Consider the following 17,486-nt stretch of genomic DNA (forward strand, 5'->3'; position numbering starts at 1 on the left):
TCCTCTCATCGATTTATGTTTACGTATCTCATACGAGGGGGTAGTCGTGATGGTCAGAGACCCTCTCCCATTTGGCTTATACAAATAAAGGGGTAGAAAACTTATACACTTTACCATCCCCGCCATTAAGAGCTAGGCATTCCTTCCGTTCCTAGTAAGTTCCACTTATCAGTTGAGTATTTTATCTTATACAGTTGGTGCGATAATTCCATTTCTGCTGGGGTAATACTTCCGAAAAACACTTCTTCATTTAGTGCCTTGGCAAATCCTTCTATTAACGCGTTAGTTACTTGACTTATACTAGCATCTACGTATTCATAAAGTCCTGCTATTCTGCTTTTTAAGAACTCGGGAGTCACGCCTTGCATTTTAATTACTTTTAACCATGTGTCTGGTTCAAAATTTAGAAGGAGTGTTCCATGTTGGAGTAGTGCCTTATCATCCCTTACTTGAGCTGAGCCAGAAATCTTTCTCCCATCTATTATCACATCACTTGAACCGCTCCTAAGATAACATAAGTTATGTTTTTCCCTATCCCCTAATCCTTTTATTCTAACATCTCTGCCCAAGATAGTTAAAGCATTAAGTATTCCCTTAGCTATTTCTGAGGCTGATTCATCTACACTCAACTTTCCTATCTTATGCTCTAAGGAAAGTACTACACTATATGTGATCTCATAATTTTCTGGATGTAATAAAGCACCTCCTCCAGTAGGTCTTCTAACCAGTTTATAGCCCAACTCCTTTATGGCATTCAAGTTTACTGTTCTTTCAGCACTCTGTGCTCTTCCTAAACTAACTCCAGAAGGAGACCACATATATAGTCTTAACGTATCATAATTAACGTTTTTACGAGATCTCATTATAGCTTCATCAATAGCCATGTTGTATTGTGGATCCCTAACCGCATCAATTATTACCCTTAACATCTCTTATCACCTTCAAATAAGCTTCCTTTGCTTTATAGGAAGTTCTAGCTAATGGTAACGATATTACAGCCGAAAACCCTAGTGAGTAAGCTATTTCTTCAAGTTTTTTGAATTCCTCTACCGTGTAATACTTCTTAACTTCTAATTGTTTTTTGCTAGGTCTCATGTACTGTGACAAGACTAGAATATGAACTCCGACATCCCTTAAATCCTTCATTGTTTGAATTATTTCCTCTAACGTCTCTCCGAAACCCAATAAGATTGAAGATTTTTTGATAACGTTTTTAACATATGCTAATACTCTAAGGCTTTGTTCATAAGAAGCTCTAGGATCTCTAACAATTGGTGTTAGTCTTTTCACGGTCTCAACATTATGAGCGAAAACGTCTACACCCGCACTTATTACATGGTTTACAGCTTCAACATTTCCCCTAAAGTCGGGTGTAAGTACTTCAATTATTACGTTAGGGTTTACCTCTCTGACTTTTCTGATAACGTTGGCGAAGTGATGAGCTCCGCCATCTGGCAAATCATCTCTATCCACGCTTGTGATTACTACATAGTCTAATCCCATTTCCTTTACCGCGTTAGCTATTTTGTTTGGTTCGTTCTCATCTAATTTCTCTGGCTTACCTTTAATTACGTAACAAAATCTACATCCTCTAGTACAAATATTACCCATTATCATGAAAGTTGCGGTGCCAGATCCCCAACACTCTAAGATATTAGGGCATAAGGCCTCTTCACAGACTGTATTTATTCCATTTCTAACTACGATACTCGATATTCTCTTGAAGTTTTCATTTTCATTTACCATTATTTTAGTTTTCATTATCATATTGCCTCTACTACCGCTATCGTAGAACCAGGCTTTACTTTGTCTCCTTCCTTAACTTCAACTCTAACAATTTTTCCACTAACCTTAGAGACAATTTTTAAAACAACTTTCTCTATTTCTATTTCAGCTACGATATCGTTTTCATTTACATGATCACCATCTTTTATGTAAACCGATACTACCTCACCTTCCCAGTCTCTCCTTCTAGGCCATATATCTTCAGGGACTTTTATTTCTGTCCTCACAATAAATATAAAGGTAAATTAAGGTTAAATAATTAGATGAAATTACGTGTAATACTTACAGAAATTCTCGAAGACCCTTATCTTAACCTAGCGATAGATGAGGCCCTTCTTATCAAAAATGACTTGGTATTGAGAATATGGAGGAATAATATGAGTGTAGTTTTAGGTATTCTTTCTAGAGTTAATGATGAAATTAATTTAGAGTATATAACAGAGAAAAACATACCACTCCTAAGAAGGATATCTGGTGGAGGCTCAGTATATCATGATATGGGAAACATAAACTATACAATAATAGTTTCAAGGAACTTGAATGAAAAGGTATATGGAATAGATTTTCTATATAAAAAACTTTTGAATGGAACTATAAATGCAATAGAACTTCTAACCAATTCTAGTCCAGTTGAAGTTCACAACGAGAGCGATATAACGTTCCTAGGATATAAGATTTCTGGTAATGCGGGTTATATACTTTCTGAGAAATACATGCTTCACGGGACACTCTTAGTTTCTGCGGACTTATCGGTATTGTATAAGGCATTAATAATTCCCCCTAGAAATTTGAAAAAAAGTGATAAAATTGATATGGTCAAGTATAAGGTAAATAATCTTTCATCACTACTTAATAGAACTATATTTTTCGATGAAGTTGTTAAAGCATTCATAAAGGGGTTTGAGGATCTCTTAGGTGTGGAAAGTTATCTAGATGAAATAACGAATGAGGAATTAGAAATTGCCGAGAGGCTTGCTAAAGAAAAATACTCAAATAAAGGCTTTATATTTAAGAGATGATAAAATTTTTAACTGCATCTTAATTTTTTAGCAACTTCGGCTACTCTCTTTCCTAGGAATTTAGCTATTGTAATTTCATTATTATCTAATTCTTTCTTATTTCCTAAATGGGTAGCTCCATACGGTCCTCCTCCCGTCATTGTTGAACCAATCTCCTTTATTCCATATCCTAATGGAACTATGATCATTCCGTGGTGATATGCATAGTTTGCCATTGCTAAAATAGTACTTTCATGACCTCCATGTATAGTTGATGCTTCAGTAAAGAAACCTACCGGTTTTCCATACAGCGAGCCTTTTCTCCATAATTCACCAGTCTGATCTAAAAATAATTTGAGCTGCCCAGTTAAATTTCCAAATCTCCCTGGAGAACCCATTATTATACCATCAGCCCATTCTAGATCAGAAAGTGTAGCCTCTGGTATATCCTTAACACTATCTATGTTTATCCTAAATTTTTTGACTAATTCTTCTGGAAAATACTCAGGTACTCTTACCATTTTTATCTCATCTGTAACTTCTCTTGCTCCTTCAGCACACATTTTTGCTAAATCTACTATAGAACCATATCCATAAAATAGTACTAAGATCTTAGGGCATGCCATGCGTTAATCTCGACGTATGTAAAAATAAAGTTATTTTTTATGAGAGGACTTGTCAGAGCATGCTCTAAAAATATTATTAGCATGGATCTTCAACGTTTTCACTTATAGATAAAGTAGTTCTCGAATGTCATGTATTAAGGAACCATACATAAAGTTGATAAAATGAGGAAAGCCTCGCCATTCCTGGCAGGGAGGAAGTCAACAAGTGAGACGAGTATCCTAAGATTAGAATCTCCTCGTATAAATCATCTTATGAAACTTGGTGAATATAATTTTAGAGGGTAAATTTGGAGAAACTGGAGAAAAGCGTGAACATAATAATATCTAATCTAAACATTATACCATAAATAGTTCGGAGGTATATTAAGATAGATCTTGTTAATAAAATAACACAAATGTCTAACTTTTTATAATGTTTTCCCGTGAGTAAGAGGGTGTTAATGAGATTTTTTAAAATAAAATAATAAAATATATTAAAATAATTTCTAATAAAATGTGTCACTATTGAAAGTATTTGTTAAAACAATATAATCAAATCTTGGACCACATAAAAGCAGAAGTACAAATGTATAAAAACATACATATCCTACTTATATCTTTCCTAAAGCATAATTATAATTGGTGATCAGGATGGCTTTATTCGTAGATATACTTACAAGCCAACTTGAAGCAATGGGAATAGCATTCTTAGTTTTAGCGTATGGTTTAATAAAGACTTACCGCGTTCATAGTACAGTTAGTGACTACAGAAACGCTTTACAGTCTATTTACGTTCCTTCACTTCTTCTAGGAGTATTTATTGCATTTACAGGATTTTATGGATTAATTGCATGGCCACTGGTTAGTAGTTATAATATATTATTCTATGACCTTTATCCAATACTTGGCATTGGTATAATTGGTATTGCAGTAAGTATTAAGTATAGTTATAAGCTAGAGATTTTAGGATTTATGGCACTCTTATATGGACTGATAACAATTTATTACGGCATAGTTGGTTTCCAGCATAATATGACTTTGGAACCTATTGCGTTACTTGCTCTATATGGATTAACTGGTCTATCTTCAATATTCTTTTATCCAGTCTCTCTATTCCTAGATCATGGCAAATATGGTAAGATATTCTTGGTCTTAGATGCTGTACTACTAATATTAGCTGGACTATTAGCTGGTTACATTGGTCTTGAGGCAGTACCAGAACACTTAGTAAGTTTCTCTAAGTGGGTTCCTCCAACTCTTTAATTATTATTTTTTATTAACTCTCACCCAATTTTTTCTCTTTTTTATTTGATGTATTCTATTTTCTATCTTCTCTACATAGCATCCGTAATAGCTTCCTTAACGTATAGTTTAGGAGCTTTATTTTACGGTTCTCCGATTCCTATTTCTTCCTTTAAAAGATTTGGGCATAAGATGATATTAGATGCGATATATGCCGATATTTGGATAAACCTATTTTTCTTTATAATAAATATAATAAATCAAATTCAATCATCTTTAGGATATAGCTGGAGTATATTTTATCTAGATTTTGGAATGTTAGATTTACAATTAATTTATACCATTAATGCATTTAAGTTGTGGTACATCTCCTTATCAGCATTAGTAAGTTATATAAGGTTTCCGACTTATCTGATTAACGTTTTAGGACCTCTCTTACAGTACATATCTTTTTTAACTGATATTCTTTTTTCCTTAGCAATTTATTTGGAGTTTGGAACATTTATAGAGGGTTCATATATGACGTTAATAGCAATTGGAGTATTATTGATGTCACTGCCTTTTAGAATGGGAAAAGGCATAGGTGGATATCTTATAGGTTTCGCAATAGTGTTCTACATAGGCTTTCCATACCTACCAGTACTGATTTCCGGCACTAGTCCGTCGCTGTATGATTTAGTAGTCCATAATCTTCAACTGGGTCTAGCTGAGATCAGTTTCAACTTTCCAATTCTAGTTTATAGTTTTATTATTCTTCCAATAGTATACATTGGAATTTTAATGGGCTTTTCCTTTATACTGGGTAGTTTTATTAGCGGATATTCAGTGAGATTACCTATAAACATAGATATCTAGTCATCAATAATTTTAAGCTCACATTAGAGACATATAAGTTAAATGTCAACGGTAAAAAATTTTAGAATTCTAGAGCTAGGGAATAACATTTCCGCCCCTCTAGTTGGGCAAATATTGGCTGATTTAGGTATTGATGTAATAAAGGTTGAACCTCTAACCGGAGATGATAGGAGAAAGGTTAAACCAGAGATTAATGGGGTAGGAGTTTATTTTGCCAGCACTAACAGGGGTAAGAGAAGTATTGCAATTAACTTAAAGAGCGACAAAGGATATGAGATATTTAAGAGGCTAGTCAAATCAGCTGACGCAATTATAACAAATTATAGACCATCAGCTCTCAAAAGACTAAGAGTAGACTATCACAACGTGAAGTTAGTAAATAATAAAATAATCTACTGTTCAATAACTGGTTTTGGTAACTTTTCAGATCAAGCAGATAAGCCTGCATACGACGCTACAATACTGGCATTAAGTGGATTAATGGATATGACTGGAGAAGAAAAAGGTCCTCCAGCCAAGTTTGCTACATCAATATCAGATATAACTACTGCTTTGATGGCTACAATTACACTATTATGGGCTTTACATAAAGGAGGTCCAGCATTTCTGGACATTCCAATGATTTATACTCAATTCTACTTAATGTTAGAGGACGCCTATATGTTCCTTAATACCGGACTATTACCTAAAAGGATGGGATCTTCCCATAGATATCTAGTTCCTTATCAAGCGTTTGAAACGAGTAATGGTTTCATATATGTAGCAATTTTCACCGATGAACAATATACTAGATTATGCAAGGCGTTAAATAGGGAAGATTTATGCAAGTTCGATAGTCTATCAAGAAGACTAGAAAACAAGGAATACATTGTGAAGGAACTACAAGCCATATTTCGAACTAATACGAGGGAGTATTGGGTAAAGTTATTAAGTGATGCTGATGTTCCGGTTGCACCAATATTAAATTTAGCTGAGGCTTTTCAAAACTTTGGAAATGCTCTAGTATATGAGGAGAGTAATCTGAAATATGTTGGATTTCCTGTGAAATCGGACAATATATCTTTAGGTCATAAAAATAGAGCTCCAAGGTTAGGAGAGCACACTGAAGAGATTTTATTAGAATTAGGTTATACTAGAGAAGATATTCAAGAATTTGTGAAAAGTGACGTTATAGGAGTTTATGACAAAGAAGGTAATAAATAAATTTTTATTGATTTATTCATTTTATAAATATCGTGAGTTCAGAGGGTCCATTTTTTGAAGACTTTAAGGTTGGTCAAAAGTTCAAAAGTAAGGTAGGTAGAACTATAACCGATGTAGATAACATATGGTTCACTTTACTAACAAACAATAGTAATCAAATACACTTTAATAAGGACTATACTGAGAAATATTTTCCAGGGGAACCGTTTAATGGCAGGCTAGTTGTTAATGGATTCTTGACCTTATCTATAGTTGCTGGTTTATTAGTTGAACAAACTAGTCAAAACGGATTTATGTTAGGTATTGAAAACGTGAAATTTCTTCATCCCGTTTTCGCTGGGGATACAATTTATGGTGAAGCCGAAGTTTCAGAAGTGAGAGAGTCGAAAAGTAGACCAGGCTTTGGTATAGTTAAAATAAAAACATGGGGATATAATCAAAAGGGAGAAAAGGTGATTGAATTTGATAGAATATTTATGGTAAGAAAGAGAAATGGAGTTTGGAAAAGCTAAATACAGATCTCTATCAATCAAAGATATAAATCTTAGTAACAATTTACTTATCGTGGAGAGAGAAGTTAGAAGGATGTTAGATAAGGCAGAGAGAATGGTTGATAGATGTCTAAACTGCGGTAATTTAGAATGTGATGAGTGCGAAGAAGCTAGACAACTATTGGACGAAATAAGGGATATGATTCGATCTATTGATGATGAAAGAGCAGCTAAGAGGTTCTCGATTATCTTAGATGATTTAGAGAGTAAGTTAGAAAATCTAGGATAGTTGATAGTTAAGGTAATATGTCGATAGTGAGGAAAGGATTCTTAATTTTTTCATACCCCAATATAGTAAAAGGTCCGTGACCGGGATAAACAATTAGTTCATCAGGTAATTTCTTTAACCTCTCCAAGCTATCCCTCAGTAGCTTTTCAGACCCTCCTATATCTGTTCTTCCAACGGTTCCGTAAAACAGCGTATCACCAGTAAAAATGTAACCATTTGCCAATATGCAAATACTACCCATTGTATGCCCTGGTGTTTCAATGATCTTTAACTTTCTGTTACCAACGTTTATCTCGTCTCCCTCTTTAATGAATCCATCAGGATTTATAATATCAGATATCATAAGGTTAAGATAAGACGATGCCATAGTACTAGCTCTTTTAACTAATCCAAGGTCTCTTTCGTTTATCAAGAACATAGAAGAAGGGAATTCCCTCTTTATCTCATTTATTCCCATCACATGGTCAAAATGTCCATGTGTAGCAATTATATATCTTAATTTAACCTTATTATTTCTTATAAAATCTAATACTTCCTTCATGTCTCCCCCTGCATCAATAATTACCCCCTCGTTCTCACTAATTAATAAGTACGAATTAGTCGCTAGAGGACCAGTAATAAAGTTTTTTACAATCATACATTAAATAATATATACACGTTAGGATAAAAACTTATTATATGCGTAGAATAAATGATTTTTAATGATAGATAACGAGCTTTTAAATTTTATCAAGAGAACTGTTACTAAGTTCTTAATGGAAGACTATATGCCTTTTCCAGTAAACAGAAGCGTATGTTCAGAATGGGCAAATGGCATGAACATTAAAAAAGGTTTATCAGAGGTAGTACTCTTTACCGGTTGTTCTTATCAGTTAGCAGAATTAGGCAAAAAATTTGACGACATATTACCTAGTCTAGCAAGATTTAAGGGAATCGAGAGATTTTCGTCATTTGCTAAAGCATTTTATAAGCCTAGAAATGAAAGGGCAAATAAGATATTAAGGAACATTGCATATCTCCTAAAGAATTCTGGCGTAGATTTCAGTTATTATGAAGATGAACCTTATAGTGGCACAATTTTGCTTGAGTTAGGAATGCTTGATGAATTTAAGCAGTACGCTGAAAAACTGGTTAACTTTTTTGTGGCTAGGGGTGTTAAGAAAATAATAACTGTAGATCCTCATACTCATTATACACTATATAGAATTAAGGAATTAAATCCTTCATGGAACGTTAATATCGTAAATTATTACGAGCTTATAAAAGGAGCAAAGGCAGAGGGAACTTATGTATTCCACGACTCATGCCTATACTCTAGATTTCTGGGAATGAGGGATACGATAAGAGAAGTAATCAAGGGTAGTGGGATAGAGCTAAAGGAGGATGAGATGGTTACTGGTAAGGAAACTTCCATGTGTTGTGGTGGACCATTAGCACCTATAAATAAGGACGTAAGTGATAAAATAGCGAGAAATCGAGCAGAAGCATTAAAAAATGTTCACAACAAGGTCCTTTTAGCATGTCCCTTCTGTTACGCTAACCTTTCACCTTATGTTGAAGCTTATGATTTCGCGGAGGTGGTAAAAATTGAGTAATAACAAGGACTGGGACATTGCAATAAAAAGAGGAGTAGAACACAACATACCTAGAGTATTTAAAGTGCTGAGGGAACACCCGTATTTAGAGGATTTGGCTAGAAAAGTTAGAGAAGGGAAATTGGAAGTGCTAAGTAACTTAGATCATTACATAGATATGACTATAAAAGCAGTAGAGAAGATAGGCGGAAAAGCGTATTTTGCTGAGAATGCAGAACAAGCTAGAGAAATAGTAGGAAAGATTGTAGGCTCGAAGAAGAGAATAGTTTTAGGCAAGTCAATGGTTGCTTATGAAGTAGGCTTAAGGAAATATTTACAATCGTTAGATAATGAGGTATGGGAGACTGATTTAGGTGAGCTGTTAATACAATTTGCAGACGAACCTCCATCTCACATCATAGCCCCAGCTGTTCATATGACTAGGGAGAGAATAAGGGAATTGATAAAGGAAAAATTAAACATTGACCCCGGAGATAAGCATGAAGATATAGTAAAAGTGGCAAGGGAATTCTTAAGGCAGAAATTCCTGACTGCTGATATAGGTATTACGGGTGCTAACGCTGTGGCTGCAGACTCGGGCTCAATCGTGCTGGTAGAAAATGAAGGTAACATTAGAATGACCAGTGTAGTTCCACCTGTTCACATCTCAATTACTGGCGTAGAAAAGATTTTACCAAATTTAGAATATGCGTTATACGAGGCTTTAGTTCAAGCAGCTTACGCTGGTTTGTATCCCCCAACTTACATTAACGTCACATCAGGTCCTTCATCAACTGGAGATGTAGAGCAAAAAAGAGTTTCCCCGGCCCACGGTCCCAAAGAGTTTCATCTTGTGCTAGTAGATAACGGAAGGAGAAAAGCCAATGAGGATAATGTATTAAGGGAAGCCCTATTATGCATTAGATGTGGTAGATGCCATTTTCACTGTCCGGTCTATAGGGTTCTAGATGGTAAATGGGGAGACCCTCCTTATTCCGGACCAATGGGAGCTATGTGGAGTGGGGTAGTCTACAATGACTATAAACCCTCATTAATGTGCACCCATGCTGGTAATTGTAGGGAAGTTTGTCCGATGAAGATTAATATACCTAAAGTTTTAGAATACCTAAAACATAAGTATTATACAAATGGAACCAAGCAATAATGAAATTGAAGTTTTACGTTTTTTATTTTATAAGGTAAGAAAAACCTCGCAGAGTAGAAATGGCAAAGAGTCTAAAAAAATCAATTCTACACGCAGATGGGAGGGATTGTCTGAGCTTTTTAACTGCCCCTCATATGAGAGATGTAGTCCCGAATCAAGAGGGAAACTAATAAGACGCCTAAGGAAAAGCACGTCCCTTAGAGCGAGGAGGAAGTCAGTTATTCAAAGACTGAACTAATAAATCATAAACTAAGAAGGAACTCCTTTTATATAATAATTTTAATCTTCTTTGTCGAATAGGTATAACATTTATTCCCTTTTAACGCATTTCTCCTTGAGAGAATTATGAGGAAGACAGAATTAAATAGAAGATTGAAAGCTAGATATCATAACCACAAAATCTCTCTATTGGGATGACTAATAATGAATTAAATAGTATATATTAAATAAATTTTCGGTTGGTGAATATATAATGAAGTTAGTACCTAAGACCCATAGTATAAACTCTTTTAAAGTTGACAGAAGCAATAATGCTCATGTGAACCGTAATAATTCAAGTCATTAATGAACCATGAGTAATGGTTTAACGCTAGAATATTACCAGCAATATAAACATTATACGCAAAAATCTAGTTTCGAACTTCTATCTTTTTATTATTCCTATTACTAATATTATTAGTCCTATTATTCCTAAAATTATCGATCCAAGAATTATTAGCCCAGACGTGATGAATGACGAGGATATCCGTATAATATTGTAAGACATAATTACAGTTGCAGTATTATTATTATGTATATGCAGTATTCCGGGAGTAGTAGTAGGTTCAAGGATAAGTGTATTAAATCCATGCTCTGAGGAACCAGATAAGATTGTCAATGAGGATCCATAAAAGGTTAGGGGCATGGTAGAATTGTACATAAACACTGTTACCTTATTAATGGTAATATTGTAGGTTTCCCCTGGAGTAAGATATACTGTTGTGAAATGAAAAGAATGGTTAATTGAATGAGCGAGTAAAAAGCTATCTGAGAAGAATAATACTATCCCTAAAATTAATAGCAATATACCAACTATTATCAGAATCTTGTTCATATTTTAACCAATATAGTCTAACCATAAAAAGTTTTTCAATATAACGTAGAAAAGGGAAGAATAAGAAACAATTCAAAATTAACCATTTATTACGTGTTTAAAATGAAAAGATGAGAGATGAATAAAATGGATAATAATTTGAATTTAGTTATAATCATGGCTTGCGTATCGTTAATCTCCTCATTAGTTGTGATACTTTCCCTCTCCGGAAGAGTTTTATTTTGAAGCATATCATATTCTCTATACTTGCATACCTCTTGTTGTTCGGTAATTAATCTTATACCGATGTGATCAACTTCAGTTTCACGGCTTAAATTCAAGGATCTATATTTGAGGAGGAAATAATAACTCATTATATTTTAAGCGCTTCAATCTTGATTAGTTGATTTCCTCCCTGCCTTGAAGAGCGAGGCTTTCCTCATTTTGTAATAGTGGTTCATTGAGCAGGTTAAGTGTTTCAAGACGACTGAGTCCACTGCAGTCATTTATATAGAAAATTAGAGGCCATGTGTCATATTCAATTCCCTAACGCCCTATATAAGTTAAACTTAACCTATACCTTAATAACGCCGTTATATTCGTACATAAGTTGATTGAGTAAGAATTTAAAAACTTATATCTGAAAATATTTTTATGAAGATTATAAGGGATCCAATACATGGATATATTGAAATAAGTGATAAAATTTTACAGATCATATCTACGGACATTTTCCAAAGGTTAAGGCATATCTCCCAAACGGGTCTTGCCTATCTCGTCTATCCTGGTATGAGACATACACGTTTTGAACATAGTTTAGGAGTAATGTATTTAGTTAAAGAATTCATTCGATATATTAAAATTAACTCAGAAGGAATAGAATCACTTGACTTCTTAGAAGATGATGAGTTCATAGACCTTGTTTCTGTAGCCGGACTATTACATGATATTGGGCACTTGCCATTTTCTCATACTTTTGAGAACGCCCTTTCCATTTCTAAGGAGGTATATGGTTTAGATGTTGAATATTATGGTAAGAAGACTCATGTCATACTTGGGAGTAGAGTCATAGATACTTATTTATCTCACATAATAGATAAATTGTTTAAAAACTTTAATTCCGTAAATTTTATACAAAGAGTTATCCTATCTACTCCGAAAACTAGAGAGGAAAAATTTGCATCATCAATAATTTCTAGTGCAATTGACGCCGATAGAAGTGATTATTTGCCAAGGGACTCTTATTTTGCAGGAGTGGGTTACGGTAATATAGATTTGGAGAGGCTCAAGAGATCCTTAATGTATGTTAACGACAGATTAGTTGCGATGAAAAAAGCAATTCCCGTAATTGAACAATTTTTATTATCCAGAATGTATATGTATCAGACAATATATTTTCACAGTGTTGTTGGGCTTTACAATGCTATCTTATCTCATGCGATATCAAGATTGATAGAAAAAGATTTGATACCTAAAATAGATCCGGAGAACTATATTGAACTAAATGACTTCTTAATCCTATCAAAAATTAGGGAAAGTGGTAAAGAGTTTTATGACGGTATAGTAAATAGAAGAGGATTTAAGAGAGTGAAGAAGGACGTTGTTGATAGTTGTTATAAGTTTTTTGAAGATAATAGAAAGGAGATCAATGAAGTCATGAGAGACTCTAAAGGGTTAATTTTGTATCATGATTTCTACGACGTGCCATATTCAGAGGATGAAATATTTGTATATCAAGATGATGAGATAAAACCATTAAGTAATGTATCAAATATAATCAGTTCTCTGAGGAGTATTAAAAAAGGTGTCATAGGCTATCACGAGAGCGTTGAAAATAAGCTAGAAAGAATAAACAATTTATTAAAGAACTGTTAGTTAATACTTATTATCTCATCCTTCTTTACCCTAATTTCCTTTAACCCATTATCCTTGATATATAATAATGAACCATTATCCTTAGGGATGACTGTTTTCTCATCAATAACTTTGATACTAGCTGGAGGTAATATGTATTCTTTTAATCCTATCACAGATCTGTTTTTCGGTAAAATTATTACTACCTCAGTCTCAAGTTCATTTAGACCTATTTTAAGCCTTCCCTTACCTAACTCTCCAGAAAATACCTTATAATACAACTCGTCTTTACTAATTTCCTCATAACTTTCTTCAACGTAACTAGTATTTAAGTTAAAGAACGCAATAGTCTTATACCCATTTACCCTTCCCACCAATTTTAAGAGAACCTTATCTTCTAATGGATTTTTAAATAATAGGTCCGCAGTAATAGTTGCTGGTTCTTCTACTCTAATGATTTCCCCGTCTGGTAATTGTACCTTTTTCAACAGTTCTATATTAGTTTTCTCTGGGTTTCTGTCTGTTATATAAATTGGACCTCCACTAAATATACGAGCTAGTAGATGAACCTTAGCGTATGGATCATAAGAGATAAACATATCGTAATCTGGGTAAGCTATTTGAGAAGTGATTAATGAGTTATAAGCATTGAATAATACATGAAGTTTTACTCCATCTTTCCAGAAAGGCACATAGTCGATAGAGTTCCTCATTAAGTTGCTGTAAAAATAGTTACAGAAGTTCTCAGCGGTCATTGACATACAGTTCAGAATATCGTTACCTAATGCCACTTGTAAGCCAGTTTGAATATTTTTACTAACTTTACTGATAGGTAAGTCGTCATATAACGCATGAATTATCCACTGGTTATCTACTTTAACGAAGTCGAAACCTTGGTTTACAAAATATGCTTCAAATTTTCTATAAAAATCTATAGCATCTTCCAAGGAATGTGGAGGTACGAAGGAATTAATGAATTTGCTGAAATAGCCTCTTAGCTTATTTTTCTTTAGAAAATCTTCCGTTAACCCTCCCCAATGCCCGTTGATCGTGTGCCATATTCCAACATATTGTATTCCTAGTTCTTTCTTTAGCAATTCTATCAATGGTTTAAATCCTCTTGGGAATTTATCGGGAGAAGGGTCTAAACTCTTAAGTGCTCTATCAGTATTCTGATCTTGCCATCCATCATCAATTATAACCCATTCTATCCTTATTCCTCTGTCAAGTATTCCCTTTACAGTCTTTATAATATTTTGCTCATTTAGGTCTTTGGTAAGGAATGCGTTCCAAGTACACCAACCGAGTCCTCTCAATATCTTAGGAGCCTGCTTTTCTTTTCTTAGTCTAAAAGTATTGATAATTTTTGAAGCGATTCTGAATGAAGAGCTTATAGCATCGTACGGATTCTCAGAAATTCCTATAGATAAAAAGTAACTTTTCTCAATCTTATCAGTATTATATCCAGTGTAAATTTTTACCTTACCGTTTTCACTAAGGTAAGACATTACGTAATTGTTTGAAAGCGTTAATATCCCATAAAATTTCTCATTACTCTTGACTAATGCAAATACTGTGAAATCTAGAATTTTTCCAAATACTGGATAAAGCCAACACGGATAAGTTCTAATGTAACTTTCGTGTTCTAAGCTCTTAACGCTCATTTTCAATTCTTTAGGTGGTTCAGTAATTGGTTCCATATCTATACCTAATTGATTATAATAAGTGAAAGCCTTGCCATAAGTTTCTGAGTAAATTTGGATTGAAGTGAAAGATAAAACCTCTTCAGGCTTCATATCCAGTTCAATTTCAAAGGGGAATTTTGATAACTTAATCAGTGATGTAGCCTCTATACTTAATAATTGTCCTTGATCGTAACTTTCGTTATATAATTTAACTAATCCTATATTTTCACAGTTTCCATCGCTGTTACACTTATATTTTCTTCCGTTCTCGTCATTTAGCCATATTATCATAACATCAAAAGTTAGTCTTACCTCTTAATATATTATTGGTTTCGATAATCACTAACCTGGTAATTAGAATGAGCCGACTTCCTCCTTACCCTTAAGGGTTAGACTTTCCTCATTTTGTTAAAAAAAAGAATTATTCCCTACATTTATAATTTTCGAAAACGCTATCCCTTATTGTGTATCCTAATCCGGGTCTATCTGGAACAACTAAGTGACCGTTATCTATTTCTATTTGTTCCTTGAAGATCTTGTCTCTTAGATCATTCTTCCTTAAATGCATCTCTATCCACTCTGTACCTAATGCTGAAGCTACGTGTAAATTAGCTATTAACGAAATTCCTCCTGCTGAATAGTGTGGTATTAAAGGATATCCCAGCACTTTAGCCATGTTTCCAATTTTCATCATCTCAGAGATTCCACCAGTCCACATCACATCTGTCTGGACTATATCTACTGCTCTTTTTCTCATTATCTCATAAAATTCCCACCGAGTGTATGCAGTTTCATAACCAGCTATAGGAACCTCTAAAGCATCAGCTAATCTAGCACTTAAATCTAAATAGTCGGTCTGTATAGGCTCCTCGAAGAACCAAATTCCTAATTTCTCCAGCTCTCTTCCCATTTTTAATGCTTCATCAAAAGTGTAAACGTTGTTAGCGTCTACAGCGATCTTTACATTATCTCCTACAACCTCCCTCACGCTCTTCAATCTCTCAAGGTCTTCCTCCATACTTTTTCCTCCTATCTTCACTTTGATTCCCTTAAATCCCATTTTCACGTAATACGCTTCCTCATCTTTTAATCTCTCTATATCTTTCTTCTCCGAATAGTATCCACCAGTAATATAGGCCTTTACTTTCTTTTTGTAACCCCCTAGCAACTTATAGATGGGCATCTTAGCTTTTTTACCCATAATATCCCATAGTGCTGTGTCAATTCCACTTATTCCCGCTATAGCTATTCCTCTTCTCCCAAATCTTAGCGTAGCTTTATACATTAGGTCCCATAAATACTCTATTAACTCCTCGTCTTGACTGATAAGGAGTGGCTTTAGCGTTTTTTCTATAAGAGTTTTTACTGCGTCTGAGCAACCATAAGCTAAAGACTCACCGTAACCTACATAACCATCTGAAGTTTCAATTTCTGTTACCACTATTTCCATAGGATGTTCCGCTAATGCTTTTACAGCTAAAGCGTCTCTTTCATCATTTATTCCCTCGTAACATAATTTATATACTCTTATATCTCTTATCATAATTTTAGTAATTTCATTAAGCCTTATAAATGAGAATCTTAACAAATTAACAAATAAGTCGTACTTACAAAGTGATGAAAACCTCGCCCTTTAGGTAGGGGAGGAAGTCAGATATAAATTAAGTTCCAATACTTCATCCTTCTTGCTTCTATAATACCTTGAATATAAATTGCTCTTCAGATATGGGTAATAGTAATCTTATAACGTTAAATGTCTTATCGAGAGGATAAACCAATCATGACTTAATACTTTTGATTTTATAAAAATAAGAAATTCATGCAATTTAGTTATTCAAGCCCAAATTAGCTTTTATTCCTTTTCTAACCAGTCTGTTTATTACAAAGTGAGGAAAGCCTCGCAGAGTAGCAATGGCAAAGAGTCTAAAAAATCAATTCTACACGCACATGGGAAGGGTTGTCTGAGCTTTTTAACTGCCCCTCATATGAGAGATGTATTCCTGAATCGAAGAGAGAAACTAATAAGACGCCATATTGGAACCCTCCTCTTTTAGGGAATAGAGGAAACTGACCTCCTCCTCGCCCTAAAGGACGAGGCTCGTCTTTCCTTTGTCAGATATGTCTCTTAGTACCAGCCCCTAAAGACTATTGCTTATTAACTTCTCATTTAAATTTATTATGTGATTGAAGTAAGAACGCATACTGCTCTCCACGTTGTCAAAGGAGCTGTCAGAAAGGTTTTAGGGGCTAAATGGACAGCTAGTGTATACGTTAAGGATAATCATGGTAGGTTGACAGTCAAATTTGAGAGAAAGCCTACTGAAGAGGAAATTAGAGAAATCTTCAAATTAGCAAATGAGAAGGTTAAAGAGAACGTTCAGATATTAGTTGAAGTACTATCTAGGCAAGATGCTGAAAAGAAGTATGGGGATGAGATTTACGACCTTTTCCCTATACCTAATGAGGTGAAGGAATTATATATTGTCGTCATACCTTCTTGGAACATCAATGCTTGTAATAAAAACCATACTAAAACTACAGGAGAGATAGGCGAAATAATAGAAGATCATTGGAGATACAGAAATTCAAAGATGTTGCTTGAGATAGCATTTAATCTAAAGGTCTAATAGCTCAATTATCATTTTTATTAATAGCTTTAAAAATTTTA

At 34.2% G+C, this 17,486-nt stretch carries 18 protein-coding genes; 10 read left to right on the plus strand and 8 right to left on the minus strand.

The features are described from left to right. Positions 1–125: 125 nt before the first annotated feature. From BFU36_RS06240 to BFU36_RS06250, 3 genes are read right to left on the minus strand one after another with little or no spacing between them, the layout of a single operon-like run. Positions 126–929, minus strand: coding sequence for a biotin/lipoate A/B protein ligase family protein (locus BFU36_RS06240; RefSeq protein WP_069282747.1), 804 nt, complete (start codon positions 927–929; stop codon positions 126–128). Beyond that, a complete protein-coding gene (gene lipA, locus BFU36_RS06245) occupies positions 910–1,761 on the minus strand; it encodes a lipoyl synthase (RefSeq protein WP_409349230.1) in 852 nt (283 codons plus the stop codon). The genes BFU36_RS06240 and lipA overlap by 20 nt, the downstream gene beginning before the upstream one ends. 2 nt (positions 1,762–1,763) lie before the next feature. Next, the gene (locus tag BFU36_RS06250; RefSeq protein WP_069282749.1) at positions 1,764–2,012 is read right to left on the minus strand and encodes a lipoyl domain-containing protein; all 249 of its coding nucleotides are present in this window, start codon (positions 2,010–2,012) and stop codon (positions 1,764–1,766) included. Between the two features lie 36 nt (positions 2,013–2,048). On the opposite strand from BFU36_RS06250, the gene BFU36_RS06255 reads away from it, so the two are divergent. Further along, positions 2,049–2,804 (plus strand): biotin/lipoate A/B protein ligase family protein, encoded by a 756-nt coding sequence (locus BFU36_RS06255; protein ID WP_069282750.1) that lies wholly within the window; start codon positions 2,049–2,051, stop codon positions 2,802–2,804. An 8-nt stretch (positions 2,805–2,812) separates the two neighbouring features. Here the strand turns inward: BFU36_RS06255 and wrbA are convergent, their stop codons facing one another. After that, positions 2,813–3,409: an NAD(P)H:quinone oxidoreductase gene (gene wrbA / locus BFU36_RS06260; RefSeq protein ID WP_069282751.1), complete on the minus strand. Its 597-nt coding sequence runs from the start codon at positions 3,407–3,409 to the stop codon at positions 2,813–2,815. A gap of 630 nt (positions 3,410–4,039) precedes the next feature. Between wrbA and BFU36_RS06265 the strand changes: the two genes are divergently transcribed. The 5 genes from BFU36_RS06265 to BFU36_RS06285 are packed head-to-tail and all read left to right on the plus strand — an operon-like array spanning position 4,040 to position 7,468. After that, entirely contained in the window at positions 4,040–4,651 is a 612-nt protein-coding gene (locus BFU36_RS06265) for a DUF981 family protein (RefSeq protein ID WP_069282752.1), read from the plus strand. A gap of 48 nt (positions 4,652–4,699) precedes the next feature. After that, a complete protein-coding gene (cedA, locus tag BFU36_RS06270; protein WP_069282753.1) occupies positions 4,700–5,485 on the plus strand; it encodes a DNA import protein CedA in 786 nt (261 codons plus the stop codon). Between the two features lie 42 nt (positions 5,486–5,527). Further along, positions 5,528–6,688 (plus strand): CaiB/BaiF CoA-transferase family protein, encoded by a 1,161-nt coding sequence (locus BFU36_RS06275; RefSeq protein WP_069282754.1) that lies wholly within the window; start codon positions 5,528–5,530, stop codon positions 6,686–6,688. Between the two features lie 32 nt (positions 6,689–6,720). Further along, positions 6,721–7,200, plus strand: coding sequence for a MaoC family dehydratase (locus BFU36_RS06280; RefSeq protein WP_069282755.1), 480 nt, complete (start codon positions 6,721–6,723; stop codon positions 7,198–7,200). Next, the gene (locus BFU36_RS06285; protein ID WP_231961261.1) at positions 7,181–7,468 is read left to right on the plus strand and encodes a hypothetical protein; all 288 of its coding nucleotides are present in this window, start codon (positions 7,181–7,183) and stop codon (positions 7,466–7,468) included. Before BFU36_RS06280 ends, BFU36_RS06285 begins: the two co-directional genes overlap by 20 nt. Positions 7,469–7,475: 7 nt before the next feature. Here BFU36_RS06285 and BFU36_RS06290 read toward each other — a convergent pair whose 3' ends face one another. Next, positions 7,476–8,105 (minus strand): MBL fold metallo-hydrolase, encoded by a 630-nt coding sequence (locus BFU36_RS06290; RefSeq protein WP_069282756.1) that lies wholly within the window; start codon positions 8,103–8,105, stop codon positions 7,476–7,478. Between the two features lie 64 nt (positions 8,106–8,169). Here BFU36_RS06290 and BFU36_RS06295 point away from each other — a divergent pair, with 64 nt between their 5' ends. Continuing rightward, entirely contained in the window at positions 8,170–9,063 is an 894-nt protein-coding gene (locus BFU36_RS06295; RefSeq protein ID WP_069282757.1) for a (Fe-S)-binding protein, read from the plus strand. Next, positions 9,056–10,207, plus strand: a complete 1,152-nt coding sequence (locus tag BFU36_RS06300; RefSeq protein ID WP_069282758.1) for an LUD domain-containing protein — start codon at positions 9,056–9,058, stop codon at positions 10,205–10,207. The genes BFU36_RS06295 and BFU36_RS06300 overlap by 8 nt, the downstream gene beginning before the upstream one ends. 643 nt (positions 10,208–10,850) lie before the next feature. Here the strand turns inward: BFU36_RS06300 and BFU36_RS06305 are convergent. Then, positions 10,851–11,300: a hypothetical protein gene (locus BFU36_RS06305; RefSeq protein ID WP_069282759.1), complete on the minus strand. Its 450-nt coding sequence runs from the start codon at positions 11,298–11,300 to the stop codon at positions 10,851–10,853. A gap of 633 nt (positions 11,301–11,933) precedes the next feature. On the opposite strand from BFU36_RS06305, the gene BFU36_RS06310 reads away from it, so the two are divergent. Continuing rightward, positions 11,934–13,154: an HD domain-containing protein gene (locus tag BFU36_RS06310; RefSeq protein WP_069282760.1), complete on the plus strand. Its 1,221-nt coding sequence runs from the start codon at positions 11,934–11,936 to the stop codon at positions 13,152–13,154. On the opposite strand, the gene BFU36_RS06315 is transcribed toward BFU36_RS06310, so the two are convergent. Continuing rightward, the gene (locus BFU36_RS06315; RefSeq protein WP_069282761.1) at positions 13,151–15,109 is read right to left on the minus strand and encodes a Sip1-related alpha-galactosidase; all 1,959 of its coding nucleotides are present in this window, start codon (positions 15,107–15,109) and stop codon (positions 13,151–13,153) included. The two genes, BFU36_RS06310 and BFU36_RS06315, sit on opposite strands and share 4 nt — an antisense overlap. A gap of 130 nt (positions 15,110–15,239) precedes the next feature. Further along, complete coding sequence (gene araD / locus BFU36_RS06320; protein ID WP_069282762.1) at positions 15,240–16,361, minus strand: arabinonate dehydratase; 1,122 nt, start codon at positions 16,359–16,361, stop codon at positions 15,240–15,242. Between the two features lie 637 nt (positions 16,362–16,998). On the opposite strand from araD, the gene BFU36_RS06325 reads away from it, so the two are divergent. Continuing rightward, a complete protein-coding gene (locus tag BFU36_RS06325; RefSeq protein ID WP_069282763.1) occupies positions 16,999–17,445 on the plus strand; it encodes an alanyl-tRNA editing protein AlaX in 447 nt (148 codons plus the stop codon). Positions 17,446–17,486 lie beyond the last annotated feature (41 nt).

Origin of the sequence: Sulfolobus sp. A20 (assembly GCF_001719125.1) — an archaeon.
Classification (GTDB): Archaea; Thermoproteota; Thermoprotei_A; order Sulfolobales; family Sulfolobaceae; genus Saccharolobus.